At 62.8% G+C, this 24693-nt stretch carries 23 protein-coding genes, 1 tRNA gene and 1 pseudogene; 13 read left to right on the top strand and 12 right to left on the bottom strand.

The window, feature by feature from the left end; translation table 11 throughout:
- The first annotated feature begins 326 nt into the window (after nt 1-326).
- From VGL22_RS18255 to VGL22_RS18215, 9 genes are all read left to right on the top strand, one after another.
- Nucleotides 327-1016, top strand: a complete 690-nt coding sequence (locus VGL22_RS18255) for an RNA polymerase sigma factor (RefSeq protein ID WP_465268382.1) — start codon at nt 327-329, stop codon at nt 1014-1016.
- Nucleotides 1013-1693 (top strand): zf-HC2 domain-containing protein, encoded by a 681-nt coding sequence (locus VGL22_RS18250; RefSeq protein WP_465268381.1) that lies wholly within the window; start codon nt 1013-1015, stop codon nt 1691-1693. The genes VGL22_RS18255 and VGL22_RS18250 overlap by 4 nt, the downstream gene beginning before the upstream one ends.
- A gap of 84 nt (nt 1694-1777) precedes the next feature.
- Nucleotides 1778-3553, top strand: coding sequence for a hypothetical protein (locus tag VGL22_RS18245; RefSeq protein WP_465268380.1), 1776 nt, complete (start codon nt 1778-1780; stop codon nt 3551-3553).
- A 199-nt stretch (nt 3554-3752) separates the two neighbouring features.
- Nucleotides 3753-4583: a ribonuclease III gene (gene rnc / locus VGL22_RS18240; RefSeq protein ID WP_465268379.1), complete on the top strand. Its 831-nt coding sequence runs from the start codon at nt 3753-3755 to the stop codon at nt 4581-4583.
- Nucleotides 4580-5443 (top strand): signal peptidase I, encoded by an 864-nt coding sequence (lepB, locus tag VGL22_RS18235; RefSeq protein ID WP_465268378.1) that lies wholly within the window; start codon nt 4580-4582, stop codon nt 5441-5443. Before rnc ends, lepB (VGL22_RS18235) begins: the two co-directional genes overlap by 4 nt.
- Nucleotides 5444-5547: 104 nt before the next feature.
- Nucleotides 5548-5627, top strand: a tRNA-Ile gene (locus tag VGL22_RS18230).
- Nucleotides 5628-5722: 95 nt separating this feature from the next.
- On the top strand, nt 5723-6547 hold the full coding sequence (gene lepB / locus VGL22_RS18225) for a signal peptidase I (protein WP_465268377.1): 825 nt from the start codon (nt 5723-5725) through the stop codon (nt 6545-6547).
- A gap of 97 nt (nt 6548-6644) precedes the next feature.
- Entirely contained in the window at nt 6645-9224 is a 2580-nt protein-coding gene (locus tag VGL22_RS18220) for an AsmA family protein (protein ID WP_465268376.1), read from the top strand.
- Between the two features lie 8 nt (nt 9225-9232).
- Nucleotides 9233-9916, top strand: coding sequence for an HAD-IA family hydrolase (locus VGL22_RS18215; protein ID WP_465268375.1), 684 nt, complete (start codon nt 9233-9235; stop codon nt 9914-9916).
- A gap of 407 nt (nt 9917-10323) precedes the next feature.
- On the opposite strand, the gene VGL22_RS18210 is transcribed toward VGL22_RS18215, so the two are convergent.
- From VGL22_RS18210 to VGL22_RS18200, 3 genes are all read right to left on the bottom strand, one after another.
- Nucleotides 10324-11070, bottom strand: coding sequence for a carbonic anhydrase (locus tag VGL22_RS18210; RefSeq protein ID WP_465268374.1), 747 nt, complete (start codon nt 11068-11070; stop codon nt 10324-10326).
- 192 nt (nt 11071-11262) lie between these two features.
- Nucleotides 11263-12429: a methionine adenosyltransferase gene (gene metK, locus VGL22_RS18205; RefSeq protein ID WP_465268373.1), complete on the bottom strand. Its 1167-nt coding sequence runs from the start codon at nt 12427-12429 to the stop codon at nt 11263-11265.
- Between the two features lie 164 nt (nt 12430-12593).
- The gene (locus VGL22_RS18200) at nt 12594-13250 is read right to left on the bottom strand and encodes a GNAT family N-acetyltransferase (protein ID WP_465268372.1); all 657 of its coding nucleotides are present in this window, start codon (nt 13248-13250) and stop codon (nt 12594-12596) included.
- A gap of 45 nt (nt 13251-13295) precedes the next feature.
- Here VGL22_RS18200 and era point away from each other — a divergent pair, with 45 nt between their 5' ends.
- Nucleotides 13296-14507: a GTPase Era gene (era, locus tag VGL22_RS18195; protein ID WP_465268371.1), complete on the top strand. Its 1212-nt coding sequence runs from the start codon at nt 13296-13298 to the stop codon at nt 14505-14507.
- Between the two features lie 739 nt (nt 14508-15246).
- Here the strand turns inward: era and VGL22_RS18190 are convergent.
- The 7 genes and pseudogenes from VGL22_RS18190 to VGL22_RS18160 all read right to left on the bottom strand — a co-directional run bounded on the left by VGL22_RS18190 (nt 15247) and on the right by VGL22_RS18160 (nt 21176).
- The gene (locus VGL22_RS18190; RefSeq protein ID WP_465268370.1) at nt 15247-15885 is read right to left on the bottom strand and encodes a hypothetical protein; all 639 of its coding nucleotides are present in this window, start codon (nt 15883-15885) and stop codon (nt 15247-15249) included.
- Nucleotides 15886-15999: 114 nt separating this feature from the next.
- Nucleotides 16000-17379: a phospholipase C gene (locus VGL22_RS18185; RefSeq protein ID WP_465268383.1), complete on the bottom strand. Its 1380-nt coding sequence runs from the start codon at nt 17377-17379 to the stop codon at nt 16000-16002.
- 96 nt (nt 17380-17475) lie between these two features.
- Nucleotides 17476-17733: pseudogene (locus VGL22_RS18180) on the bottom strand (hypothetical protein); the annotation flags it as partial.
- 275 nt (nt 17734-18008) lie between these two features.
- Nucleotides 18009-19034: a GGDEF domain-containing protein gene (locus VGL22_RS18175; RefSeq protein WP_465268369.1), complete on the bottom strand. Its 1026-nt coding sequence runs from the start codon at nt 19032-19034 to the stop codon at nt 18009-18011.
- Between the two features lie 150 nt (nt 19035-19184).
- On the bottom strand, nt 19185-20216 hold the full coding sequence (gene moaA, locus VGL22_RS18170) for a GTP 3',8-cyclase MoaA (RefSeq protein WP_465268368.1): 1032 nt from the start codon (nt 20214-20216) through the stop codon (nt 19185-19187).
- Between the two features lie 181 nt (nt 20217-20397).
- Nucleotides 20398-20676, bottom strand: coding sequence for a hypothetical protein (locus VGL22_RS18165; RefSeq protein WP_465268367.1), 279 nt, complete (start codon nt 20674-20676; stop codon nt 20398-20400).
- A 161-nt stretch (nt 20677-20837) separates the two neighbouring features.
- Nucleotides 20838-21176, bottom strand: coding sequence for a hypothetical protein (locus VGL22_RS18160; protein ID WP_465268366.1), 339 nt, complete (start codon nt 21174-21176; stop codon nt 20838-20840).
- Nucleotides 21177-21276: 100 nt separating this feature from the next.
- On the opposite strand from VGL22_RS18160, the gene VGL22_RS18155 reads away from it, so the two are divergent.
- Together VGL22_RS18155 and VGL22_RS18150 are read left to right on the top strand one after the other, a co-directional pair.
- The gene (locus VGL22_RS18155; protein WP_465268365.1) at nt 21277-21444 is read left to right on the top strand and encodes a hypothetical protein; all 168 of its coding nucleotides are present in this window, start codon (nt 21277-21279) and stop codon (nt 21442-21444) included.
- A 17-nt stretch (nt 21445-21461) separates the two neighbouring features.
- Nucleotides 21462-21824 (top strand): VOC family protein, encoded by a 363-nt coding sequence (locus VGL22_RS18150; RefSeq protein ID WP_465268364.1) that lies wholly within the window; start codon nt 21462-21464, stop codon nt 21822-21824.
- Between the two features lie 4 nt (nt 21825-21828).
- Here the strand turns inward: VGL22_RS18150 and VGL22_RS18145 are convergent, their stop codons facing one another.
- Both VGL22_RS18145 and VGL22_RS18140 read right to left on the bottom strand, forming a co-directional pair.
- Nucleotides 21829-23196: an energy transducer TonB gene (locus tag VGL22_RS18145; protein WP_465268363.1), complete on the bottom strand. Its 1368-nt coding sequence runs from the start codon at nt 23194-23196 to the stop codon at nt 21829-21831.
- Nucleotides 23197-23259: 63 nt separating this feature from the next.
- Nucleotides 23260-24075 carry an RNA methyltransferase gene (locus VGL22_RS18140; RefSeq protein WP_465268362.1) on the bottom strand — a complete coding sequence of 272 codons (816 nt, stop codon included), beginning with the start codon at nt 24073-24075 and terminating at the stop codon, nt 23260-23262.
- Between the two features lie 19 nt (nt 24076-24094).
- Between VGL22_RS18140 and mtnB the strand changes: the two genes are divergently transcribed.
- A partial coding sequence (gene mtnB / locus VGL22_RS18135) for a methylthioribulose 1-phosphate dehydratase (RefSeq protein ID WP_465268361.1) occupies nt 24095-24693 on the top strand: 599 nt, incomplete at its 3' end.

Here is a 24693-nt window from a genome sequence, read left to right as displayed (position 1 = left end):
TCCATTCATGGGCAATCGTCGCGCAGGCCGCACCTTCAGAGACGGGAATCAAAGGCTCGATCGTCGCCGGGAACACTTTGGCCCCCCTCCGGTGTCTAAGAGAGTAGGGGCTGGACACATCAGGCAAACCAGCAGAGGTCTGGCCCCGCCGGTTCATGGAGGCTCCAGGGAGTTTTCATGGCAGCTTCTGTAGCTCAAGAAGCAGTGGAATCCCGAGAGAGCAGTTGCGGGATGCCCGGGCGAATGGCACCAGACCATGCAGAACGGCACCTGCGCCGCGGGATGCCAAACCTGTATGAAGTGCGATAAGGTGGGAGGACACTGGATTGCAGGCGGATCTCACCATGGGAAATATCGCCAGCGCGCTGACGCTTCAATCGGAGGAGGCAGCCCTCCTCGATGAATTGCGTGCCGGGTCGGAAGAAGCCTTCTCCTGGCTGATCGCGCGCTACCATCAGCCGATCTATTCGCTTCTCGCTCGAACCGTGCAGAATCGGGCTGACGCTGCCGACCTCGCGCAGGAAGTCTTCGTGAAAGTCTTCCGCGGAGTGCGCAGTTTCCATGGCGAGTCGTCCTTGCGCACATGGATCTACCGCATTGCCCTTCGCGAAGCTTCCAACCAGCGGCGCTGGTGGATGCGCCACTGCCAGCAGGAAGTTCCTATCGAACAGGAGATCCATGAGGGCGACGCTTCATGTCCCATTCGCCTGAAGGAAATGTTGGTTGATCCGGCCGAATCGCCGTTTGATGCTGCTGTGCACGCCGAGACCCGGGCTCGAGTAGAAGCCGCGCTGGCCAAGGTGCCTGAACCATTCCGAACCACCCTGATCCTGCGCGATATCGAGGGCTTTGTGTATGAAGAAGTAGCTGAAATGCAGGGCGTCAACCTGGGAACTGTCAAATCGCGGCTGGTGCGCGGACGCGCCTGCCTCAAAGCGATCCTGACCGCTCAACAGGAAGAACATGCACCTGCGCGCACAATGCCCGGTTTGCCCCTTGGAGAGGAGGCAAGATGAACGGCTGCAGTGATTTCCAATCTAAGTTCTCTGAATATCTCGACGGTCGGCTCACTGGGTTGCAGATGCAATCCGTCGCCGCCCACATCGATTCCTGTGTGGGATGCGCGGTGGAGTGGAACAATTTGCGGCGGACGCAGACGGCCCTGGCTGTGCTGGGCCCCGTGCCCGAGCCTCCCGATCTGGCGCTGCGTATTCGCGTGGCCGTGAGCCAGGAGCGCGCCCGGCGCAGCAAAAGCTCGCTTCAGGCCTGGCGCCTGACATGGCAGAACACCGTAGGCCCCTTCGTCTGGCAGGCCGCCGCCGGGTTTGCCTCGGCTGTGTTGCTCATCGGAACCGTAGCTCTTATGGTGGGAATTGTAGCTAAACCCCAGATGGCGCAGGCGGGGGATGAGCCGCTCGGCGCCGCCACCGCTCCTCGCCTGATCTATTCAGTTGCCGGAACCGGCGACAACGACATGGCTTCTCTGCCCGGCCCGGTGGTGGTTGAAGCTTATGTCAACGAGTCCGGCCAGGTCTACGATTTCAACATTATCTCCGGTCCCAGTGACGCCTCCACCCGGTCCGAGGTTGAAAATCTGCTCCTGCAGTCCGTCTTTGCGCCTGCCAAGTTCTGGGGCCAGCCCGTTCGGGGAGTCGCTGTTCTGTCCTTCTCCGGGGTTTCAGTCCGGGGCTGAACAGCGGAGATCTGGTCGGGACTCGGGTTCCTGACGTTTGACCCTGCCCGGTAGTCTAACTACCATTCAGGCAGGGTTCATTTCATGTCGCTTCCATTTCGTCTTTCCGCCGCGCTCCTGTGCGCGGCCCTTTGCGTGCTTCCCGCCCCGGGGCAGTCGAGTTCGCAACAGTCCTCCTCGTCCTCCGCCGGCTCGTCCCCCAACCCCTTGCAGCGGGAGAAGGCTCCCTCCCTGGTGGACCCAGCAGGACCAACCGTGTCCATGGTGAACTCCGAGCCTCTCTTCTTCATGGCTGCTGCCTTGAACGCCTGCGGTTATGACGAGGGGCTCGAGGAGAGCTCCCCCAGCCGTGCACGCGTTCGCGAAGAGCTTGACCAGACCTTCAGCAAGAGTGAAGACGCCCGCAACGCTCGCGATAAGATGTGCCTCTACATTGCTCAGCACCGCCTCACCGGAACCGTGCGCGACATTTCGCAGTACGTCTCGCTCGCCCTCTATCTCACGCCGCCGCCGGAGCTTGAGACCTCCGTCGAGCTGACCGAAATGCCGCCTGATGCTGTTTCCGTGGTCGAGATCCTCCCGTTCCTGCGCGCCTTCGTCCAGACAACCGATCTGAATGCGATATGGCTGGCGATGCACAGAACCTACGACGAGCAACTCGACCAGTATCACGATCCGCTCTCCAGGATGATCGTGAGCACCAGCCTTTATCTGAAGCAGCCCGTAGAAACCTACACCGGCCGCCGGTTTGTCGTCGTGGTCGAGCCGATGCTGAACCCGCATACCGTCAATGCCCGCATCTACGGTACGGATTATGTCGTCGTACTTTCGCCGGAGAACGGCAAGATTCGCCTGAACGATGTGCGGCACGTCTACCTGCACTATTTGATCGAACCGCTGCTCTATTCGCGCGCTAACGCCATTGACCGCACCCAGCCCATTCTGAAGGAAATCCGCGAGGCCCCGCTCGAGTTCCGCTTCCGCTCCGACACCGTGCCGCTTACCGTGGAGTGCCTGATCAAGGCCATCGAAGCCCGCACCATGGATACCGGCATTCCCGACTACAAGATGCCCGCGGGCGTCGATCGCAGCCAGTTGCCTAAATACGAGCGCGAGCGTCAGGGCGTCCAGCAGAAGCAGGAGACGGTGCGCCTGGCCGCAGTGCAGCATGACATGAAGCAGGGCTTCGTGCTGACCCAATACTTCTACGAACAACTGACGCAGTTCGAGCACGATCCCGCCAGCCTCCGCGACACCATTGGAGAGATGGTCTATTCCATGGACGTGGAGCAGCAGGTTCACCGCGCCCGTCAGACCGAGTTTGACCAACAAGCGGATGCCGACGTGCTCTCCCGGCCCAAGCCGAAAAAGCTCGAGGGCCTGGACCTGGCCGAAGCCAGGCTGCAGGCCGGCGACGTAATCGGAGCCAGCGCCCTCGCCCGGCAGTATCTCGCCGAGCGGTCCAGCAGCCTCCAAAGCGTCGCAGACGCTGCCCGGGCCAACTTTGTCCTCGCGCGCGCCGCCGCGATGACCGGCCATCCCGGTGAAGCCCTCAACCGGTTTCAGACCACGCTGGCGACCACCAAAGAGCCGCGCCTGATCGCCTGGTCACACATCTACCTGGGCCGTATGCTCGACCTGTCCTGCAAACGCGAACAAGCCGTAGCGGAGTACAAGCTGGCTCTCGAAAACCGGGATGGGCAGCAGGACACCCGCGTGGCCGCCGAACGCGGGGTCAAGGCAGCTTACTCGGTCAAGGGTCATAGTTGTTCCGACGAGGACGCCGACGCCGATGGAGAGGACGCGCCTGCCTCCAAACCGGGGGCAGCGCCGCCGCAACCTGCCACGACACCGCAGTGAGAAGTTTGGTGTGTTCCGGCGCTTGTCAGAACCCCGGCGGCTCCGGAACGCGTCTAACCGAATACCGGGAAGCCCGGTTTGGCCGGGGTCACCGAATTCGGGTCCATCTTCTCATTACCCGCAACAGAAATGCAGACCGCGCGCCGCAGGGCGCCGCGTATGCCGCAAAATAGGGCTAAGACCACTCACCGGGGCGCGCGTGCAAGAAAATCTGGGCGAACTGGAATCGGCTATCGGGTACAGCTTCACTAACCCGGATCTGCTCGTGCGTGCCTTGACCCACCGTTCTTTGGCGAATGAGCAGACCCAGGCGGCCGGCGACGCGCCACGCGACAACGAGCGGCTCGAGTTCCTTGGCGACGCCGTTCTGGGACTCACCGTGGGCGAAGCCATGTTTCTGAGATACCCGGATTGGCGCGAGGGCGAACTGACCCGGGTCCGCGCCCAACTGGTGAGCCGCCAGCACATGGCGCAAGTTGCCGCGGCGCTGCAGCTTGGCAATCACCTGCGCCTCAGCAAAGGAGAAGACCGCAGCGGCCTGCGCCGCAAGAGCACTGTACTGTCCAACACCATGGAAGCCGTTCTGGGCGCAATGTTTCTGGACGGCGGGCTGGAGCCCGTGCGGGCCTTCATCCGGCGCCGCGTCACCGGTGAAGCGGCCGAGCAATTGGCCCGGGAACTGCGGTCCGGCGAAGCGCTGGGCAATTACAAATCGGCCCTCCAGGAGTATTTACAGGGAGCACATCTTGGCGCGCCGGTGTACAAAGTTAAGAGCGAGAGCGGTCCCGACCATCGCAAGAAGTTCCTGGTGGAAGTGCGCTTGAAACCGGAAGGCGAGCAAGCCAAACCGGCATCTACATCCAGTCCGGTTCTCGCGCGATGGGGCACCAGGCCCTTGGCTCGCGGGCTGGGCAGCACCAAGAAACTCGCCGAGCAGGATGCAGCGCGCCGCGCGCTGGCGCGATTGAGCAAGCCAAAGCCGGGAGCCGCCGAGACCGCGAAGATCGTAGAGGAGTCAGCAGCAGAATGAGCAGTTTCGCCCCGGTGACCGGCCTGCCGAAAGAGCCCGGCGCTCTTCCGGATCAGAATCCGAGCCTGAATGCAGTCCCGAATTCAGCCCGGCCCTCCGAGCCGTCATCGCACCATCCCGCCCGGATGCATCTGCCCACTGTCCCTGAAGCCATGGCTTCGCTGCTGCGCACTGTGGTCGTAGCCCTGTTCCTGCTGACCTTCATCCTGCAGCCATTCCTCATCCCCAGCGAGAGCATGGAGCGCACCCTGCTGGTCGGCGACTTCCTCCTGGTGAACAAGCAGATCTTTGCGCCTGCCGGCCAGCCCCGCAGCCTGGAACGCTTCATCCTGCCCTATCGCGACGTACAGCGCGGCGACATCGTCGTCTTCCACCATCCCAGCCCGCCGCTTCTCATCAAGCGCGTCGTTGGCCTCCCCGGCGACCGCATCCGGATTGAGAACGGCAGAGTCGAAGTCAATGGCCTCCCCCTCGACGAGCCCTATGCCGCCTTCGAGCCGGGTGCCCTCCGGACCTTTGGAGACAACTTCCCCGCCCGCGTCTATACCGATCCCAACATCAATCCCGACTGGTGGCGCGAACTGCAGACACTCACCCGCAATGGCGAGCTCGTCGTTCCCGACGGCATGTACTTCATGCTCGGCGACAACCGCAATCACAGCGAAGATTCGCGCTTTTGGGGACTGGTTCCCCGCCAGGCCATCATCGCCCGTCCGCTGGTGATTTACTTCTCGCTCAAGCGCCCGTCCGCCACCGATGTGCAACAGGCAGCGGATGATAGACTCGGACACGACAGCGAACTTTCCGCCCGTCTCGCGGGGCTCGCGCGCTGGAAGCGTATCTTCCATGTCGTGCATTGACAACGTCACGCATCAGGAATCACAGAACCTGCTGCGATTGAAGTACGTATAGAGGGGAAGGACAACCAGGAGTGAGCAAAGTGCGAATATCCGACACACAACACGGCCGAATAGCTGCTGGTTGGCAGGTAGCCGTCCCCTTATAAGGGACAGTCCGACGCTTCGACTCCGTCTCCGGCCACCAATTTCGAGGGGCGGCGGGAGATCGCATCCGGGGCGGCCACAGACCCCGAAATTCCTCGGAAACCGCAGGTGCGTTTTTTTGACAAGAGCCAGAGGATGAACAAGAACAATATGGCGACAACCGCCACTGAGACCCCCGCCACCGAACCCGCCCAGAAACGCGTCGAAGAGACCCCCTTTGAAGCCATCGCCAGTATCTGCTCGGTGCTGGTCGTCGGCCTCTTCATCCTCACCTTCCTTGGGCAGAATTACGTCATCCCCTCCGGCTCCATGCAGGACACGCTTCTGATCGGGGACCATCTTCTGGTGGACCGCATCACCCTCGCGCCGCCCGCCAGGTGGATGCCGCTGGTGCACTACCGCGAGCCCAAACGCGGCGACATCATCGTCTTTTTCAAGCCGGTCATGGACGAGGAAAACGGCGAGTACCATTACCTCAACCTGGTGAAGCGCTGCATCGGACTTCCCGGTGATCATATCCACCTCCACGACGGCGTGGTCTACATCAACGGAGTGGCCCAGCCGTTGCCGCCGAACGGCCTGATGACCCCCACTCCCGACCAGGTGTTTCTCGATGAGTTCCCGGCCGTGCCTCCCATCTCGCAGCCCGGCAATCTCATTCCGGAGTCCTGGGAAGTCGACTTCCACAACCACGTCGTCGATGGCGACCTGGTCGTTCCCCAGGGCAAGTACTTCATGATGGGCGACAACCGCCATAACAGTGCCGACTCGCGCTTCTGGGGCTTTGTGCCGCGAGAGAATATCATCGGCCGCCCGCTGTTCAATTACTGGTCCTTTGAAACTCCCGGCAACGAGTACGAGCAGCCCGGGTTGGGTGCCAAGGTCGCCTGGATGGGCCACGTCGCCATTCACTTTTTCAGCGAGACACGCTGGAGCCGCACCCTGAAAATGGTGCGCTGAAGCGGGGAACTCCCGGCACTGAAAGGGCAGAAGGCGCGCCGCGTCTCTGCCCTTTGCTGTTGATGAGCCGGTTGATCGATCAATTACGATTAAAACGATGCCCGATGATCTGCAAGGTCCGAGGAAGCGGCGGACGAAACTGTGGTTAGCGCTCGCCGCCCTGCTTCTCCTTCTCGCTCTTATCTTCATTCCTCCCTACATCAGCCTGAACCACTACAAGGCTCGCGTCACCCAATCCGTGGCGGCGGCGCTGGGGCGCCCGGTACGCCTCTCGGATGTCGAACTGCGACTTCTTCCGCGCCCCGGCTTTCTGCTGACCGACCTCACCGTCCAGGAAGAGCCCGCTTACGGCGTGGAACCGGTGCTGCACGCCGGCGAGGTCAAGGCCGCCATCCGCTTCTCCTCGCTGTGGCAGGGCAAGCTGCAGATCAGCCGCATCAGCGTGGATGATGCCAGCCTCAATCTTGTGCACATGCCCAATGGCGAGTGGAACTTCGACTCCCTGTTCCGCAATGCCGCCGCTGGAAGCAAAAACGGCGCCAACCGCCAGCAGCCGCCTTACCTTGAAGCCAACCACGCCCGCATCAACATCAAAGACGGCATCGAAAAGCTGCCATTCTCCTTTCTCGACGCGGATGCCTCCCTCTGGCAGGAGTCCAACGGCAACTGGCGAGTGCGCCTCAAGGCACAGCCCGCTCGGACAGACGTAACCCTGGACCTCGCTGACACCGGCATCGTGCGCATGGACGCCACCCTGCGCCCCGGACCGCAGCTCTACCAGATGCCCCTGCACATCGACCTCGACTGGCGCGAGGCGCAGCTCGGCCAGCTCTCCCGCCTGGTGCTGAGTTCTGATCAGGGCTGGCGCGGCGACCTCACCGGCGAATTGCACCTGGACGGTACCGCCGCCTCCGCCAAAGTACAGGCACGCCTCCGAGCCGCCGGCGTGCATCGCGCCGAGTTTGCCCCCGCTGCCCCCATGGACTTCGACGCTACCTGCGCCTTCACCCTGCAATACAGCCGTCGCAGTGTCGACGACCTGGTCTGCAACAGCCCCCTGGGGGACGGACGCGCGCGCATCACCGGGAGCGTCCCGGGGGGTGGCCAGAAGCCCAGGGTGACGGTCGAACTGGACCGAATTCCCGCCCAGGCCGCCCTTGACCTCCTGCGCACCATGCGGAACAGCATCGATCCAAGTCTCCAGGCCGCCGGATCCGTGAGCGGCCATATGACCTACGATCCTGTTGCCGCACAGGCAGCAGCCCAGGCTGAGCCCGCCGTCCCTTCCAGGCGCGTCGCCGGACGGGGCCATGCGCCGCAGCCCCGCAAACCACCGAGCCCCGTCTCCGGAGCCTTCACCGTGACCGGCCTTCGCATCTCCGGCGAGGCATTGAGCCGGCCCATCCAGGTGGCAAATATGTCGCTTGAACCGGCTCCCGACCAGCCGGGGCAACCGGCCGCCCTTTTCACCTCGATGTCCATCCCCGCAGGGGGGCCAACGCCCCTCGCCCTCACCGCACGCATCGCGCTGAGAAGCTTCGAATTGGGTGTGCACGGCGTCGCCGCTTTGCCGCGGCTCCGCGAATTTGCCCACGTCACCGGCTCTGACGCCGAGCAGGCACTCGCCGAATTGGCCGGCGACCCGGCCATGCTGGACTTCACCGCCCAGGGCCCCTGGGTCCCCCCTCCAGACACCCGGCTCGCGCTTTCACCAACCTTTGGGCCCGTGCCCCCCGCGCGGTCCATCCAGACCAATGGCACCGTCGCCCTGAAAAATGCCACCTGGAAGGCCTCATTCCTGGCCAGCCCCGTCCTCCTCCCCGCTGCCACGCTGCGCATGGAAAACGGCAAGCTGCGCTGGGATCCGGTGGAGTTCTCCTACGGGCCCCTCGAGGGAAACGCCACCCTTGAGATCCCCGATGCCTGCCCGGATTCGCCTGTCGATCCCGGCGGATGCCCGGCGAAGTTCACCCTCCACTTTGGAGAATTGGACTCCGCGGCTCTCCAGACTGCCCTGCTCGGCGCGCCCGAAAAGGGAACGCTGCTCTCCAGCCTGCTGGATCGCATCAAGCCCAACGCGCCGCCCGGGTGGCCTCAATTGGAAGGCACCACAACCGCCGACACCCTGCTGCTCGGGCCGTTCTCTCTGACTCGGCTGACCGCCTCCGTCAGAGTGCTGCCCACCGGCGCGGACATTCCGTCCTTCGATGCCGCCCTTATGGGGGGAACCGTGCACGGAACGGCCACGCTCCTCAGCGGCGACAAGCCCGACTACAAAGTAGACGCGTCCTTTGCCGATGTGAGCCCGGCGCCCCTAGGGCAACTCGCCGCCGTCAAGGCTTCCGGCGGACCGGTCAGGGGGAACGGCAAATTCGAACTGGTCGGTTTCACCGATGCCGACCTGGGCAAGTCGGCCAGGGGCAACCTGCATTTCGATTGGCAGCGCGGGGCGGTTGCGGGCGCGGGCGTTCCAACGGCGCTCTCCCGATTCGATCACTGGTCCGGCGATGCCGCCCTGGCCAACGGCGAGATATCCCTGGATGGAACCACCCTGCGCCAGGCCGGCAAAACCTCCACCGTGCAGGGCCGCATCGTCCTCGGAACCCCAGCCACCTTGAGCTTCGGTCCACGCCGGCAGCCCGAGACAACCGCCAAGGCGAGGCCCGCCCCCCGGTAAAATGAGCTATGGGTTTATCGCTCTCTTCCTCCCCCGTTACGGTCGCCTGCCAGGCGGTTCTGTTCGACATGGACGGCATCCTGATCTCGTCCATCGGTTCAGTCGAGCGCAGTTGGACCAAGTGGTGCAACCTGCGCGGTGTTGACCCCGAGTACGCTATCAGCGTCATTCACGGGCGGCGGGCCATCGACAGCCTGCGCCTTATCAGCCCTGACCTCGATGCCGAAAAGGAACTCGAAATCCTGGAGGACTACGAGTGCGAGGACATCGACGACATCCTGGTCCTCGCGGGCGTCTCCAACCTGCTGAAAAAGCTGCCCCACGACCGATGGACCATCGTGACCAGCGCCACCGAACGCCTCACCAGGGTGCGCCTGAAAGCGGCAGGATTGCCGGTGCCGGACAATTTCGTCCACGGCGAAACGGTCGCCGAGGGCAAACCGCACCCATCGCCGTTCCTGGCCGGCGCGGCGCTGCTGGGCGTCGCGCCGGACCAGTGCGTGGTATTTGAGGATTCGGAGTCCGGCGTCGCCGCTGGCAAAGCGGCAGGCTGTACCGTGATTGCCACCCTGTTCACCCATCCCGCCGAAGATCTCCAGGGCGCCGATTACATCGTGCGGGACCTGACCGGAATGACGCCGGCGGCCGTATCGAATGGAATCGAGCTGCAGTTTCAGGCGCTCAATCGGTAGGCGCGCCCCATGGTCGGGTACTCTGCGTCAAAATGCTCTTAGGTCGAGGCAGGACCTGTGACCGCCAACACTGACCCGATGTGCCGTCTCCTTCAGAATGGAGCTGCCGCATCGACGGAGGGGCGGTTGTGTCGAATCGACGCAGAGCTCCCTCGGAAGTCCTTGAATTCGTTGCCGGTGTTTACTACTGAATTACCAAGTAAGTCCATTTTTTCTGCCGGGAGCGATCGGCGATTTTAACGGTAAATGACTCAATATAAACGACTTATAGGAGTAAATTAGGGCGAGGCAAGTTTCGCCCTGAACCCGAATAAACAGCAAAGATCCAGCGAAAACCTTCTATGCCACATTTTGAACGTAGTTTACCAATCTGCTAATAGCAGTATGCGCGGACTGAGGTCCCGAGCCTATTCGTTCGCTTCGATCCGCCGCCCGTGTGCGTCCTGGACGGGTCGCGAATCAATCTTGTACATCTGTCCGAAGTAGCGAAGCTGCTCGCGGCTGATGGGCAGATCCTGCTCCATCACGAACCAGCGCACCCCTTCGGTGCAGGGAGGCGTGGTCAGCGAGCCCACGAAGGTCCAGTAGCCGCGGTCGCGGGGGAGCAGGCCGGCGGGGTCGATCAGCGGGATATCGTTCTTCTGGCCCACTTGGGTAGGCATCTGGGCCCACAGAGTGGCCAGGGCCGCGTTGGGCGTGTTGGGGTCCTCGCGAAAGCGGACGCCGACCACCGCTAATTTGCCGTCGGCACTCTTGTGCACCAGGTGCACGTCCATGTCGTCGAGCTTGCCCTTCACCGCCTCCTCCGCCGGGTGATGAAAATGGAACTGCTGCAGGTCGTAACGGAGGCCCCCGGCGACGATGTAGCTGCCGGGATGGGGCGTGACCATCACCGTGTGCCCGTTGTTCTCAATGGTGACCCCGCCCGCCAGGTAGTGGAACTCGATAGGCTGCAGGGCCTTGTTCAGATGGGCGCCCCGTATGTCGATAGGAGACTGCTCCTTGCCGTTCGAGCAGGCGCGGAAGGCCGGGTCGAGCTTGCCCCAGTTCGTCGGCCCATACTTGCCGGCGTAATCCCAGTGCGGGGCATCGTGCTGTGCTGAAGCAATGGCAGTAGCAGTAAGAACGCAGGCAAGAAGAACAGAAATCCGCATCGGAGTCTCCTCGTTCAGAAAGAGCCGTTGGCTGCAACGAAATTGTATGGTGTAAGACGCCTGGAACGCCAAGTCGTTATGGGTGACCGAACGTAGATGTGTTTCCACCTTGAGCTACCCGGAAACTGCTGCCGACAAAAGAAAGGGACCGGCGGTTAACCCGGTCCCTTCTAAGCTGGAACTCCTCTGAATTTACTTCGCAGCCGTGGCCGTGCCCTTGGCCTGTTCCGCCAGAGCAGCGGCCCTGTCGGTCGCTTCCCAGGTGAACTCGGCTTCGGTGCGGCCGAAGTGCCCATAAGCCGCGGTCTGGCGGTAAATGGGGCGGCGCAGCTTGAGGTGCTCGATGATGCCCTTGGGCGTCAGCGGGAAGTTCTGGCGGACCAGTGCGGTGAGCTCCTTCGCCGTCTGCTTCCCGGTGCCGAAGGTGTCGATCAGCACGCTCACCGGCTCCGCTACGCCGATCGCGTAAGCGAGCTGCACTTCGCAGCGGTCGGCGAGGCCGGCAGCCACAATGTTCTTGGCGATGTAGCGCGCCATATAGGCAGCCGAGCGGTCAACCTTTGTCGGGTCCTTGCCGCTGAAGGCGCCGCCGCCGTGACGGCCCGCGCCGCCGTAGGTATCCACAATGATCTTGCGGCCGGTAAGCCCGGTGTCGCCCATGGGCCCGCCGATGACGAAGCGACCGGTGGGATTGATGTGGTACTTGGTGTTCTCGTCAAGCAGGTTGCCGGGGATAACGGCCTGGATGACGTGCTTGAGAATGTCAGCGTGCAGTTCGTCGTTGGTGACGGTTTCAGAGTGCTGCGAGGAGATGACGACCGCGTCCACCCGGATGGGCTTGCGATTCTCGTCGTACTCCACGGTGACCTGGCTCTTGCCGTCGGGCCGAAGGTAAGGCAGCTTGCCGGACTTACGTACTTCCGTGAGGCGGCGGGTGAGCTTGTGCGCCAGAGAGATGGCGGCCGGCATCAGCTCGGGTGTCTCATTGGAGGCATAGCCGAACATCATTCCCTGGTCGCCGGCGCCTCCCGTGTCCACACCCTGGGCAATGTCGCCCGACTGCTTGTTGATGGTGGAGATCACAGCGCAGGTGTTCGAGTCGAAGCCGTAGGTGGCGTTGTCATAGCCGATGGACTGGACTACGCCGCGTACCAGCGACTGGAAATCGACGTAGGCTTTTGTGGTGATTTCGCCGGCAATGACGACGAGGCCAGTCGCGGTGAGGGTCTCGGCGGCCACGCGGCTATACGGATCCTGCTCGAGGCAGGCGTCCAGAATGGCGTCCGAGACCTGATCGGCGATTTTGTCGGGATGTCCTTCAGTGACGGATTCCGAAGTAAACAAGAAACGATCGCTCAAAGCAAACTCCTCCCCGGTTAGGGGTCTTTCTGACTGGACTTTGAAGTTCTGAAAAACACCAGCCTGCGCCGGAGGACACTGGGCCTACGGTCGCATTCTTTCATGCTAAATGTGAGCCGGGAAGGCGGACCAAGAAAACGCAGCGAAAAGGGAGAAGCGGCCGCTCAGCGGGGTTTGGGGGCTGGCGAGATGCGCTTGCCAGCCAGGGGTGGGGTCTTGCGCGAGGCGACGCTGGCCTTCCGGGAAGGGGCGGCTCCGGAGGGGTGAAGGAGCTTCCAGGCTTGCCACTCTTTGGCGGTTATCTCCCAGATTTCAGAGGGCAAACGGCCGCTGACAAAGTCGCGGACTTCCAGCCGGACGATGTGCATGCCCATGCGCTGGGAGATGTGGCGGGAAGCTCGATTCGCCACAGCCTTGGGGGCGCGCAGGCGGGCGTGGCCCAGGAAGTCGAACCAGAAGTCATTTGCCCAGGCGCATGCTTCGGTCATGTAGCCGTTGCCGCGGTGGGCAGGGTCGAGCCAGAATCCGCGGTTTTCGTCATCCCCAAAAGTTAGCGTGATCAGGCCGATGAGCAGGTCGGGATTGGTGAGCAGCCGAAGGGTCCAGTGCCACGCCTCGCCGCGCGCCATCTGCGGGAGGGCGGCATGGCGGATGAACTGCTCGGCGCCGTCGGGAGGATAGGGCCAGGGGATCTTGGCGGCGAGATATTTGACGACCTTCCATTGCGGAAAGAGGCGCTGAATCGCGGGCGCGTCCTCGACCGTCAGCGGGCGCAGCAGGAGGCGCTCGGTGCGGCCCTCGCGAATGGCGTCGCCAGCCATGGGACATGGTAGCGCCCACACCCCTGTGAATTCCCTGATAATGGGATGAGAAGAACGGAGAAGCACTTGCGAAGTGGATTTGTTGCCATCCTGGGCCGGCCGAACGCCGGGAAGAGTACGCTGCTGAACGCGCTCACGGGCGAGAAGGTGGCCATTGTCACGGCCAAGCCGCAGACCACACGCAACCGGATTCTGGGCGTGGTGGAGGTCGCGGCGCGCAAAGGAAAGCGGGTCGATGCCCATCCGGCCGCGCAGATCGTGTTTGTGGATACGCCGGGCGTGCACAAGCCTGCCTCGCAGCTCGACCGCCGCATGCTGCAGGAGGTTTACGAGGCTCTGGAGACGCGGGACGTGGTGTTGGTGCTGGTGGATGCGTCGCGGCGGGTGAGGTTGGAGCAGGCGTCAGGCAACAGGGAAGAGGGAACAGAAGAGCAGGGACAAGGGGAAAAACCGGCAGAAGGGGAAGAACGGCAGGTCCTTGGCTCTGCTCAGGATGACAAGTTGGATGGAGAGGCGAGCGTTTCTGTTCAATCGCGAGGGGCCGAGAAGAGGGACAGGCGGCCGTCGTGGGCGAGCGAGGATGAGTTCCTGTTCGGCCTGGTGCGGAAGCTGGATTGCCCGGTGTTTCTGGTGCTGACCAAGATCGACCTGGTGCCGAAGGACCGGTTGCTGCCGATGATCGATGGACTCATCAAGCAGTACAGCTTTGCCGAGGTGATCCCGGTGAGCGCGCGCAAGAAGGACGGGTTGGACCGGCTGGTAGCCAGGATCGTGGAGAAGCTGCCGGAGGGGGAGCGCTACTTCCCCCAGGATCAGTACACCGATCAGCCGACCCGGTTCATGGTCGCGGAGCTGATCCGGGAGCGGATTCTGGTGGACACCGGCGAAGAGGTTCCCTACGCGGCGGCGGTTGTGATTGAGCGGTTCGAGGAGCCTGAAGAGGAGCCCGCGCAGCCCAAAAAGAAGGGTCCGCAGAGGCTGCCGCTGACGAGGATTGCGGCGGCGATCTACTGCGAACGCGAGGGGCAGAAGGCGATTCTGATCGGCAAAGGCGGATCAAAGCTCAAGGAGATTGGGACGGGGGCGCGGAAGCAGATCGAGTCGCTGCTGGGCACGCGGGTCTATCTGGAGCTGCATGTGATCGTCGAGCCGGGCTGGCGGGAGTCGAAGCCGTTTGTGGAGTCGCTGGACTGGCGGAACCAGCTGGAGAGGCTGGCGGAGAAGAGCAGGGACGGGAAGACAGGGAACAGGGAGTAGGGAATTTGCACCAGCTTTGGTGCGTTCTCCTCGTGCCGGGGTGGGGGGGTACCCCTGCCGGTGACTCAGTAAGAATGGTGCAAAGGTGGCGCTTGCACCAATTCTGGTGCATGAGGGTAGGGGGTGGGGGGTGTCACCGGGTGCGGAAAGGTTGGTCCGGCTGTTTTTGCACCAGGTTTGGTGCTGGGCCGGGGGGGGTACCCCGGAGAGGTCCGGACGGGGCACATTCCTGACGCAGCATGGAAAGGCTGTCCGCCCGGGTTCGTCGATTTTAGGACTGCGCCCATCCGCTATGCTCCGTTCCGTCTCCCCCCGGGGGGGGGGAGGGGTATGTACCGCGATCATCGAGCCCGTCTAGCCCGCCCATCGAGCCTATCTAGCCCATCTAGCCCATCTAGCCCGGTCGAGCCCGGTCGAGCTGGAGGGTAGAACCGCATTTGCACCAGTTCTGGTGCGCCCGCGGGGGGGGGGGGGTATGCCACCTGCCCCGCAACGGCGAAGCTCCCGGAACGGTTCCGGGAGCTTCGTGTTGACTGTAGCGCGGATGTGTGGGGCGGGTCGGTGACGGCGGTCACGGGCGCGGGTGCCTGGGGGATGGGCGATTTCGAGCGGGCTGTTCGGGAACGTCCGGTGCTCGCGGGGCGATGTAGCTCGTAAACTTCTAACCGGCTTTTCGATATTGGCTCGGACGAGATCTATCGGTCATGTGTGTCAAGCCGGCACGGGCGACGGGCCAGGCTCACTTTCTTTTCAATGCCGCGCAGGCGGCGTCAAAGTCCGTGCGGCTGCCTTCATGCAAAGTGAGCGACACGCTTTCCTTTATGGGGGAGTGCCCTTGATTCTTTTTAGCGACTGCACCGCCAGCATCGAATGCCTGGTTGATAGAGCCTCCGTCGTCAAGCACCAGGTCAGGGTCATTCCACCTGCCACGGAACTCCAGTGACGGGTCGTTGTGTCCCGTGTGTCCGGGGTCGTAATTGTGGGGGTAAATTGTCGCCGTTCTGCCCTGCAGATTGGCGCCCGAGCCTTCTTCGAAACTGCCGGCCATGCTGAGACGGTAGTTGTCGCCGCGCTGCGTGCAGAGAGCGCCTTTGCCGGTGATATCGGTGAAGGAGTGGCCGCGGCCGAGCGATGGCGAGATTGTGATGTAGATTACGTAATCGCCCGATGTGTTGGAATGCATGCGTCCCCACCCGGTCCATTTTGGATTGAGGTGGAAATGGCCGCCCATAAAGAACGCCCATGGTGCAAAGACTGCATCGATGGCGAAGGGTAATCCGAAGGCCAGCACCGCGAGCGCCACCAGCATGAGCAGCGAGTGCCGGGTTCTGCGCGGGGCGGGAGGGGAAGAAGGAGGAGGGCCCTCGGGTTGTTGCATGGGAGATTCGATGGCGCCAGCAAGTGTACCGCAGGAGGCACATGGGTTCGCACCTCCGCATTCTCGGACAACCTGTGCTTTGCCAAAATTTGGCGAGGCAGCCTCGTCAAGCGTTTACGGCAGATGGTCCAGGTAGCATGAATTGCCGGTGTTCTGCACGGGCGGGGTGGGCGGCGTCAGCCATGGCGGAGCGGCGAAATTGAAAAACTCCGTCATATCCATCTGGGCGGCGTCGCGCTTGGTGAGAGCCGGGAGGTTGAAGCGGGTCTCGATGAATTTGAGGATGGCGGTATAGTCGGCAGCCGTGTGGGACACGTAGTTCTTCTTCGTGTACGGCGAGACGACGATGAGAGGCACGCGATATCCGGTGTAGATGAAGTCGCAGGTAGGACCGGTCGCCTTGGTGCATACGTCGCCCGAAAACAGATCGACAGGCTTGATGCCGTCGGGGCTGACCGTTTTCATCGGCGGAACGTGATCGTACATTCCGCCGGATTCATCATAGGTAAGGATGAAGGCCGAGTGCTTCCAGGAGGTACTCGTCATCAGCGCATTGATGAGGCTGGAAACATACCTGGCTCCCCGTTGCACGTTGGTGCCGGACTTGTCGGTATCGGAGCCGTGCTCGTCCAGGCCGGCGTTGGACGCGGGCTCTATCAGGGCAACGCTTGGCAGCGTGCCATTGTTCAGGTCGGTGAAGTACTGGGAAATCGGCGCGATGTTATTCGGATAGCTGCTGAGGATCGTCTTGTAAAACGTGAAGTTATGAACATAACTGTAGTTCACGAGGCAGGACGGGCTGTAGGGCGGCCCAGTGCACGAGGTGCCCTGCGGATTCACATAGATCTTCCAGGAGATTCCGGCGCTCTGCAGCCTCTGGAAGATCGTAGGCACATTAAGCAGGGCAGAATCGTTGGCGTTGCTGCCGTTCGGGTAGGCGTATCCGTGCGAGGTGGCCGCGAGCAGATACTCGCGATTGGGATTGGTGCGTGACAGCACGGGATGGAACCACCGATCGGACGTGGCGAACTTAGACGCCATGTAGTAGTAGTAGTTCAGATTTGAGCCGTCCCAGTAGCCCATCGCCCGAACCCCGTTCACGTCATAGAAGGGCGTGGGCGAATTGAAGCGCGCATCGTTGGCGGCGGCATGCACGAAGCCGTTGTTCTTTGCAGGAGGATAAAGGCCTATCTGGTCGTTGAAGTTCCAGTCTACGTGCGCTTCATTCCACGACGGGCTGGTGTTTTCATTGCACACAGTATTGAAGTGGAATGAAGTGACCGGGTGAGTGGTATCCCATGTGCACCTGCTGGGGGGAGGGGCGTTGGGAGCGCAGCCGGGGAGAGCGGGAGCCGGCCCCTTCAGCGGAGACGCGCCGGAGGCGGGGTTGAACTGCGGCAGTCCGTCGAAGGATTGATCGCGGTAGCCGTTGCTCGCCCAGTATCCACGCATGGCGCCGAAGTAGTTGTCGAGCGAGCGGTTCTCCTGGGCCATGAAAACGATGTGAGTGATGGCCGATATCCCCGTACCGTTGAACCTTGCCGTAACGGTCGTGTTCGCAGTGGGAGTGATGTTGCAGGTTCCTGTTCCGGAGCAGGGACCTGACCAACCGGCAAAAGTGGAGCCAGGGGATGCCACCGCGGTAAACGTGATTGCGCCGCCGCTCGAAAAGCCGGCCGAGCAGGTCTGCGGACAGTTGACGCCTACCGGGCTGCTGGTCACGGTTCCCGACCCAGCGCCGTTCGTCACCACGGTCACCAGGACAGATGACGCGTAAGAGACGGAACCGGACAACCCGAGGGTGCACACAAGATACGTGAGCGTGCGGACAACTTTTGAAGTTCCCATAGCGGTCCCCGTCCGGGGGATGCAGCAACGCTGCTTTCAGTTGGCTGCCGCGGCGGACTACTCATATTAGCTAAACATTTCTCATCTGTAATGAGCGGACTGCGATCGGGGGTCGATCAGCGCCCGCGATATCGGACCGACCCCCCTCCCCCAATGCGAAGGACCGGGGACACCCGGCACCCGGCTAGGATTTTGGAACCCGGCAGAAGCGAAAGCGAATCCTTCGCTGCGCCCGAGGATGACAAGGTTGTGGGGGGAGAGCGAAAGGCATGTTGCTAGGCGCCGCGCACCTGGCCGCGGCCGCTGGTTTTCACGGCATACATGCGAGTATCGGCGACGCCGATGACAGTGTGGATGGTGGAGCCGTCCTGGGGGGCGGTGGAGAGGCCGATGCTGGCACTGACCTGCAGGCGGAGGCCGGTCTTCATCTCGAACCTGGTGGCCATGAGACGGCTGAGCAGGGTCCGCGCCTGGGTGAGGGCGTCGGCTGCATCGGTATCCGGCATGAGGATGACGAACTCGTCGCCTCCATAGCGGAAGCAGAGATCGTTGGGACGGCTGAGCTGCTGGAGGCGGTCGGCGGCCTTGGCCAGCAGTTCGCTGCCGATGAGGTGGCCGTGCTCGTCGTTCACGTTCTTGAAGCGGTCGAGATCGATGAAGGCGAGGCTGAGGGGGAGACGCAGGCGGGAGCTGCGCTCGAGTTCCCGGCCAAGCATGTAATAGAGGTGCCGGACATTGAAGAGGCCGGTAGTGTCGTCGGCGATGGTGAGTTGCTGGATGCGGGCGACGTCGTTGGCATTCTCGATGGCGATGGCGGCGTGATCGGCCAGGATATGCAGGAAGGCGATGGTGTAGTCGTTGAGCTGGCCGGCGCGAGGATTGAGGATCTCGATGACGCCGAGGGTGGCGGTGCGGCCGCGCAGGGGCAGGGCAACGACGGAACGCACTTTGCGCACCTGGGAGGGTGGGGACGACTCCAGGCGCGGATCGTTCACGCTTTCCGGAACAATCAGGGTTTCGCCTTGCTGGGCGACCCACCCCGCGACGCCTTCACCAATCTTCACGCGCAGATCGCGGAGGGCGGTTTCTTCGCCTCCGGCGGCGATGGCGTAGTAGAGCTCCTGTCTACGCTCGTCGACCATAAGCAGGGCCCACAGCTCCGCGTCGATGAGGCGCTCCATGTGATCGAGGATGGTGCGCAGAATGGTATCGAGATCGAAGCTGGAGGTGAGAGACCGCGCGAGGCGGTGGAAGACCAGAAGGTCGTCGAGAGGGATGCGGGTTTCTGTGTCTTGTGCCATTGAATCGCCAGATCAGGGAAAGGTAAAACGATTCTGCCACACGTCAGATGTTTGCGTGCAAGCCTTTGTTGCAGGATACGGCAAAGACGCGGAGAGAGCGAAAAAGGGAACGAGGGAAAAAGGGAAAGAGGGAACGAGGGCGGGGTCAGGTTAGCCGCCGATGTGCACCATGGAGCGGGAAGGCTTGAGAAATCCGGGCTCGCCGATGTGATGGCGGGCTTCTTTGCCATCGACGGTGCGGGTGATGTACTCGCGCAGTGCGGCATCGCCTTCGCCGGCACGCAGGCGGCCGTAGAGATCGTGCTCGGCCTGGGAGAAGAGGCAGGTGCGGATTTTGCCGTCAGAGGTGAGGCGGACGCGGCTGCAGGCTCCGCAGAAGGCCTGGGTGACGGGCGCGATGATGCCGATTTCGCCTCGGCCGTCGGCAAAAGTGTAGCGGCGGGCGGTTTCGCCGGGATCGTTGGGCGGGAGCTCCACGAGGGGGATAACGCGGTTGATGCGGTCGACGATCTCGCGCAGGGACACGACGATCTGGGGTGACCAGAGGCGGTCTTCCTCAAGCGGCATGAACTCAATGAAACGGACGATGACGTTTTCGCGGCGGGCAAACTCGGCGAAGCCTTCGACCTGGTCGTCGTTGAAGCCGCGCAGCAGGACGCAGTTGATTTTGACGGGAGTGAGACCGGCGGCCTGGGCGGCGCGGACGCCGCGCAGGACGGCCTGAAAGCTGCCGGGGACGCGGGTGATGCGCTCGAACGTGGGCTCTTCGACTGCATCCATGCTGACGGTGACGCGGTGCAGGCCGGCATCTTTGAGGGGCTGGGCGAGCCCATCGAGGAGATGGCCGTTGGTGGTGAGCGCGAGGCTGAGGGGATCGCCGTAGCTGGTCCGCATCCTGGCAAGCTGCTGAACCAGTTCGATGAGTCCGCGGCGCAGGAGGGGTTCGCCGCCGGTGAGGCGCACCTTGGTGATGCCGAGGGAGACAAAGAGGGAGATGAGGCGGAGGTACTCCTCGATCTTCAGTTCAGCAAATTGGGCGCCATGCTCGCCGGTGCGGCAGTAGACGCACTTGTAGTTACAGCGGTCCGTGATGGAGACGCGGAGGTCGTGAATGACGCGCCCGTGGCTGTCAGTGAGCCGAGTCGCGTCGGTTTCCGTTGGGGAAGGAGCGAAGGTACCCATGGACAGTTCCTAGGCTATACCTATTCGGGGTGCAAAGTCAGGTCGGCGTGGAGCCCAGGGGGATCTCAGGGTTCAGGCCGGGTAAAAAGGGAGTCCAACCGGCTACCTGTCTGAAAGGACGGGAGGACCGGTTGGATTGGCAAAGAGGAAGATTGGGGCATCCGGGAGCGCCGGATTGGGACTAGTCGAGGCGGGGGGTACCGCGGCGGAGCACGAGGCCGCTGATGCCGAAGCCGCTGATGAGCGCGCAGGCGAGGGCGAAGTAGTAGGCCATGGGGTGCTTCCAGCCGGGTGAGTAGCTCAGATCCTGACCTACCCAGAGCAGCAGGACGGTGGCAATGACGGCGAACTGGCCGGCGATAACGAGGAAAGTGTGTCCTAGCTCGCGGCGCTTGTCGAGGGCCTCCACCTGGTCGGGATTCAGGTTCCGCTCTTCCGGGGGAAGCAGAGGATTCGGCATGATTTCTTTCTCCTTGAGCGCCGCCTGGACGTCCGAGTTGACCTCTGGGCCGGGTTCCGCTGGACGGGGGTGGATCCGCGGAAAGGGGCAGCCGCTTACAGTTCCGATTCAATCACATGCGGGGCAGGCTGCGCCAGAGTCCCCGCGCATGGGGACGCGGTTCAATCCTGCAGGAACGCCAGGGATTGCAGGCTGCTGATGTCAAAAGGCTTGCGGCAGCGGACGTTCACGCAGCCGAGTTTGTCGTCGCGGCGCACCATATAAGACTGGGCCTTGGCGAACTTGGCGCGGTCGCGCTCGTCGGCGTGGCGGGGCAGCTGGGCCCGTTTGCGGCGAACGATCCAGGTGACTTTGTACTCGCCGCTCTGGCCGCACTTGGGGCAGGTGAGGACGTGGGTGCGCTGCTCAGTTGTTTCAGTAAAGAAATCACGTTCTTCCATGTTCCCGTACTCTCCGGTGAACTGGCGCAGGGACTTCCCGCGCGTTGTGTTCTCATTCATACTCGACCTTGCGGATGGTAAAGGCAAGAGACGGGGAAGCAGGGAGAAAGGTTCCGAGGGAAAAAAGGGACCGAAGGGCAGAGGGACAAAGGGGCAAGAGGTGGCGAAGAAGAAGCGGGAGAAGTTTTCGGCGGTGAAGGCGGTGAAGGCGAACGCGCGGGAACGCGTGGGCCAGCCCAAGCCGGTACGGGCAATTGACGAGAAGCCGCGCACCGGGCGGCAGGCCAAGCACAAGACCAGTCTGGAGCAGGGGCTGGAGCAGGAATAGTAAGAGAGGCGGAGAGCATGGCGAAAGTAGTGGGAGTGGGCGGGATTTTTCTGAAGGCGCGCGATCCGAAACAACTGGCGCAGTGGTATGCGGAACATCTTGGGATTACGAAGTCGGATGATGGTTCGCTGATGTTTGACGGACCGGAATCGATGGGAATGACGGTGTTCTCGCATTTTCCGGAAACGTCAAAGTACTTTGGCGACGGGCCGCAGCAGTTCATGGTGAATTTCCGGGTGGACGATATGGATGGGCTGATGGCGCAACTGGAGGCGGCGGGTGTGCGGATTGATCCGAAGCGCCAGGATGAGTCGTACGGGCGGTTCGCGTGGATTTGGGATCCCGAGGGCAACCGGGTGGAGTTGTGGCAGCCCTTGTAGGACTCTACTGCGGCTGGGATGGTGGCGCGGGGGCTGGTTGATCTGGCTGCTGCGTTGGGGGTGGGGTGGCTGGGGGCGGCGGGGTGGAATCCGGCTGGGGCGCGGGCGCGTTGGCGGTGTAGGGTCCGGGTAGCGTGGGGGCGGGGGCCTCGGGAGCCGCGGCCTGGCGGCTGGAAGCCTCCGCAGTACGCTTGGAGTAGATCCGGAACTGCACTGTCAGATCGAGCAAGACCGATACGGGCTGACCGCCTTTTATGGCGGGCTGGAATTTCGCGTCGTGGATGGCTTTGACGGCATTCTCATCGAGGCCGAAGCCGATGGGACGGCCGATGGCGATCTGCTGCGGCTTGCCGTCGGCGCCCAGGACGACGTGATACATGGCCACCCCTGCGACGCCATTGTTCTGCGCAAACTCGTTCGAGGGAGGATCGACTACGGTGACGAGCCTCGCCTTCTGATCCACGTCGCTCTGCCGCAGGATGCCGGCATCGGAGGGCTTCCAGTCACGATGCTCGCCAACGGATTTGTAATAGAACTTCCAGTAATCGGGAAGGGTGGCGATCATGCGTTCGTCAATGGAGGCGGCGAAGATGGCATCGAGCGCGTGGGCGAGTGCGCGGTTGGCGTGGGCCGGCGAGGTGGTTTCGACGTGGCCCCGGCTGTCGTCGATGTCGCTTGTTGCAGGCGGAGCTTGTGCGGCGGTGGCGGGGGGCTGGTGAGAGCCGGCTGCCGGCTGCGGGCCGCGCAACTTCTCGTGCTTCTCTTTCTCCTTCCTGGGTTTGATCACGTCTTCGCGGTCGATGGTGATGAGCAGAGGTTTCTTCTTGGCGGTGAGTTGCACACGGTCAACGGCGGCGCTCTGATCTTCTGTGGGCGATGCACCCAGGAAATGGAGCCCGTAACGCACGGCCTGGATCTCAAGGCGGTGCTTTTGGAGGCGCACGCGCTGAATTTCGACGAGGCTCAGCGTGTGAGAGGCTTTGGGTGAAGTGTCGCGGAGATGGCCTTGTTCATCGAAGTGCAGCTCGTTGTCGAGAAGGCCGCTGCGGAGGTAGAACGTCTTGCCCTGAAGCTGCTGGCGGACGTTCTGTTCGCTGACGGAGGGCGCGTTGGTGGACTGTTCCGCGGAACTGAGCACGAGAGGAGTGACGGGCGCCGAGGGAGACGGGGTGGTCAACGCCTTGGGAACCGGCTTGTCTGGCCCGGATGGCTGAACCTGGGACGGCACTGATGCGGGCTGCTGTGGAGCTGCCGGGGGCGCGGACGGCGGGGAAGCCGGCTGCTGTGCAGACACGGTTGGGTCGGCCAGCAATGCCGCGCAGGCGAGTGCGAAACCCAGAGAGTTTGCCAAATGGAAGCGGAATGGGGGCATGAGAGATTTCCGGGGTTCAATGTATCAGGGAACCCCGGCAAGTCATAGAGCCAGGGTGAGAAATTAACGGTGTGGGGATGTTTTTTCCGCGGTGGGCTGGTGCGATAGCCGCCAGAGTATGCGACGGAAGAGGCCCAGTATGCGGCGGGTGTCGTGGGCGTTGGGCGCGAGGCGGCGGAGGAGCAGGCGGAGGTCGTGGTGGTTGGCCTGACGCATGGTTTCAGGCGAGTATTCGGCTGCGGCCATGGTCTGGTCAATCAGGGCGGCGAGGCGGTCGAGTTGGGCGGAATCGGCGGTCAGGGTGGTGCTTTGAGGAGCGTTGGCTGGTTCAGGGATGCTTGTGGATTGAGGGGGTCGTGCGGCGAGCTCGTAAAGGCAGACCGCGGCCGCCTGGCCCAGGTTCATGGAGGGTTGGCGCGGGTCGGTGGGGATTTCGACCAGAACGTGGCAGTAAGAGAGATCGTCGCGGGTAAGCCCGTGTTTTTCAGGACCGAGGACGAGTGCGGCGCGGCCTCCGCGGGCCAGTTCGAGGGCCATGCGGGGCGCCAGGTGGGGCAGGGAGAGGACGGTCTGCTCGGGATTGCGATGGGTGAGGGTGCCGGTCCCGGCGACAAAGGTGCAGGGCGCAAGGGCATCGGCTATAGCCTGGGTTTCGCGGGCGTGCTGCAGCAGTTCCGGCGCGCCGACGGCGGACCGGGCTTCGCGCCAGTGGGGATCGTAGGCGGAGACAACGGTGAGATGCTCGAAGCCGAAGTTGGCCATGGCCCGCGCGACGGCGCCGATGTTGAGCGGATTGCGCGGCGAGACGAGAACGACGTCGATGCGAGCGCGTTGTTCCGGTGTGAGCAAGAGATGATTGTAGAGTGCGGGCGAAACCATTGGTACACTCGGTGAAAACATGTTTTCTGATTCGCGTATCTCGGATGTGGAAGAGCTGTGTGAGCTGGCGCAGTGGGCAGCGGCACGCGGATGGGTGCCGGCGACCAGTGGCAACTTCAGCGTGCGCGATATCGCCAGCGGGCGGATTTCCATCTCGCGCAGCGGGCAGGACAAGGGGCGGATGATGCCCATGGACCTGCTGCAGCTCAACTCGGATGGGCGCGTGATCGGAGGCCGGGGCCGGCCTTCAGCGGAGTCAGGCCTGCACGTGCTGGTGTACCAGAAGCGCCCAGAGGCTCATGCCATTGCGCATGTGCACACGGTGTGGAATACGCTGCTCTCGACGCGGTTTGTCGACGCGGGCAAGGTGGATATCACCGGGTACGAACTGCTGAAGGGGCTCGCCGGGGTGGAGACGCACCGCCATTGCGAGCGGGTTCCGGTGATCGCCAACTCGCAGGACTATCAGACGCTGGCGCTGGAGCTGGACGAGGCTCTCGAGAACAATCCGCTGGCGCACGGGGTTCTGCTGAGCGCGCACGGGCTCTATACCTGGGGCAGATCGGTGGCCGAGGCGCGCCGCCATCTGGAGGCGCTGGAGTTTCTGTTCGAGGTGGA

The sequence above is a fragment of the Occallatibacter sp. genome (genome assembly GCF_036502485.1).
In the GTDB taxonomy this organism is placed as follows: domain Bacteria; phylum Acidobacteriota; class Terriglobia; order Terriglobales; family Acidobacteriaceae; genus Telmatobacter.
The sequence above is the reverse complement of the archived record's forward strand: the minus strand, read 5'-3'. Positions and strand labels throughout refer to the sequence as shown.

Bases quoted from the DNA above. Each gene is read 5' to 3' on its own strand.
- VGL22_RS18210 (WP_465268374.1), bottom strand. From the start codon at position 11,070: ATGCGGATTTCTGTTCTTCTTGCCTGCGTTCTTACTGCTACTGCCATT.
- lepB (WP_465268377.1), top strand. From the start codon at position 5,723: ATGAACAAGAACAATATGGCGACAACCGCCACTGAGACCCCCGCCACC.
- VGL22_RS18220 (WP_465268376.1), top strand. From the start codon at position 6,645: ATGCCCGATGATCTGCAAGGTCCGAGGAAGCGGCGGACGAAACTGTGG.
- VGL22_RS18160 (WP_465268366.1), bottom strand. From the start codon at position 21,176: ATGAATGAGAACACAACGCGCGGGAAGTCCCTGCGCCAGTTCACCGGA.
- VGL22_RS18175 (WP_465268369.1), bottom strand. From the start codon at position 19,034: ATGGCACAAGACACAGAAACCCGCATCCCTCTCGACGACCTTCTGGTC.
- VGL22_RS18250 (WP_465268381.1), top strand. From the start codon at position 1,013: ATGAACGGCTGCAGTGATTTCCAATCTAAGTTCTCTGAATATCTCGAC.
- era (WP_465268371.1), top strand. From the start codon at position 13,296: ATGAGAAGAACGGAGAAGCACTTGCGAAGTGGATTTGTTGCCATCCTG.
- VGL22_RS18140 (WP_465268362.1), bottom strand. From the start codon at position 24,075: ATGGTTTCGCCCGCACTCTACAATCATCTCTTGCTCACACCGGAACAA.
- VGL22_RS18165 (WP_465268367.1), bottom strand. From the start codon at position 20,676: ATGCCGAATCCTCTGCTTCCCCCGGAAGAGCGGAACCTGAATCCCGAC.
- VGL22_RS18215 (WP_465268375.1), top strand. From the start codon at position 9,233: ATGGGTTTATCGCTCTCTTCCTCCCCCGTTACGGTCGCCTGCCAGGCG.
- VGL22_RS18145 (WP_465268363.1), bottom strand. From the start codon at position 23,196: ATGCCCCCATTCCGCTTCCATTTGGCAAACTCTCTGGGTTTCGCACTC.
- VGL22_RS18150 (WP_465268364.1), top strand. From the start codon at position 21,462: ATGGCGAAAGTAGTGGGAGTGGGCGGGATTTTTCTGAAGGCGCGCGAT.
- lepB (WP_465268378.1), top strand. From the start codon at position 4,580: ATGAGCAGTTTCGCCCCGGTGACCGGCCTGCCGAAAGAGCCCGGCGCT.
- VGL22_RS18190 (WP_465268370.1), bottom strand. From the start codon at position 15,885: ATGCAACAACCCGAGGGCCCTCCTCCTTCTTCCCCTCCCGCCCCGCGC.
- VGL22_RS18185 (WP_465268383.1), bottom strand. From the start codon at position 17,379: ATGGCCCAGGAGAACCGCTCGCTCGACAACTACTTCGGCGCCATGCGT.
- VGL22_RS18245 (WP_465268380.1), top strand. From the start codon at position 1,778: ATGTCGCTTCCATTTCGTCTTTCCGCCGCGCTCCTGTGCGCGGCCCTT.
- moaA (WP_465268368.1), bottom strand. From the start codon at position 20,216: ATGGGTACCTTCGCTCCTTCCCCAACGGAAACCGACGCGACTCGGCTC.
- VGL22_RS18200 (WP_465268372.1), bottom strand. From the start codon at position 13,250: ATGGCTGGCGACGCCATTCGCGAGGGCCGCACCGAGCGCCTCCTGCTG.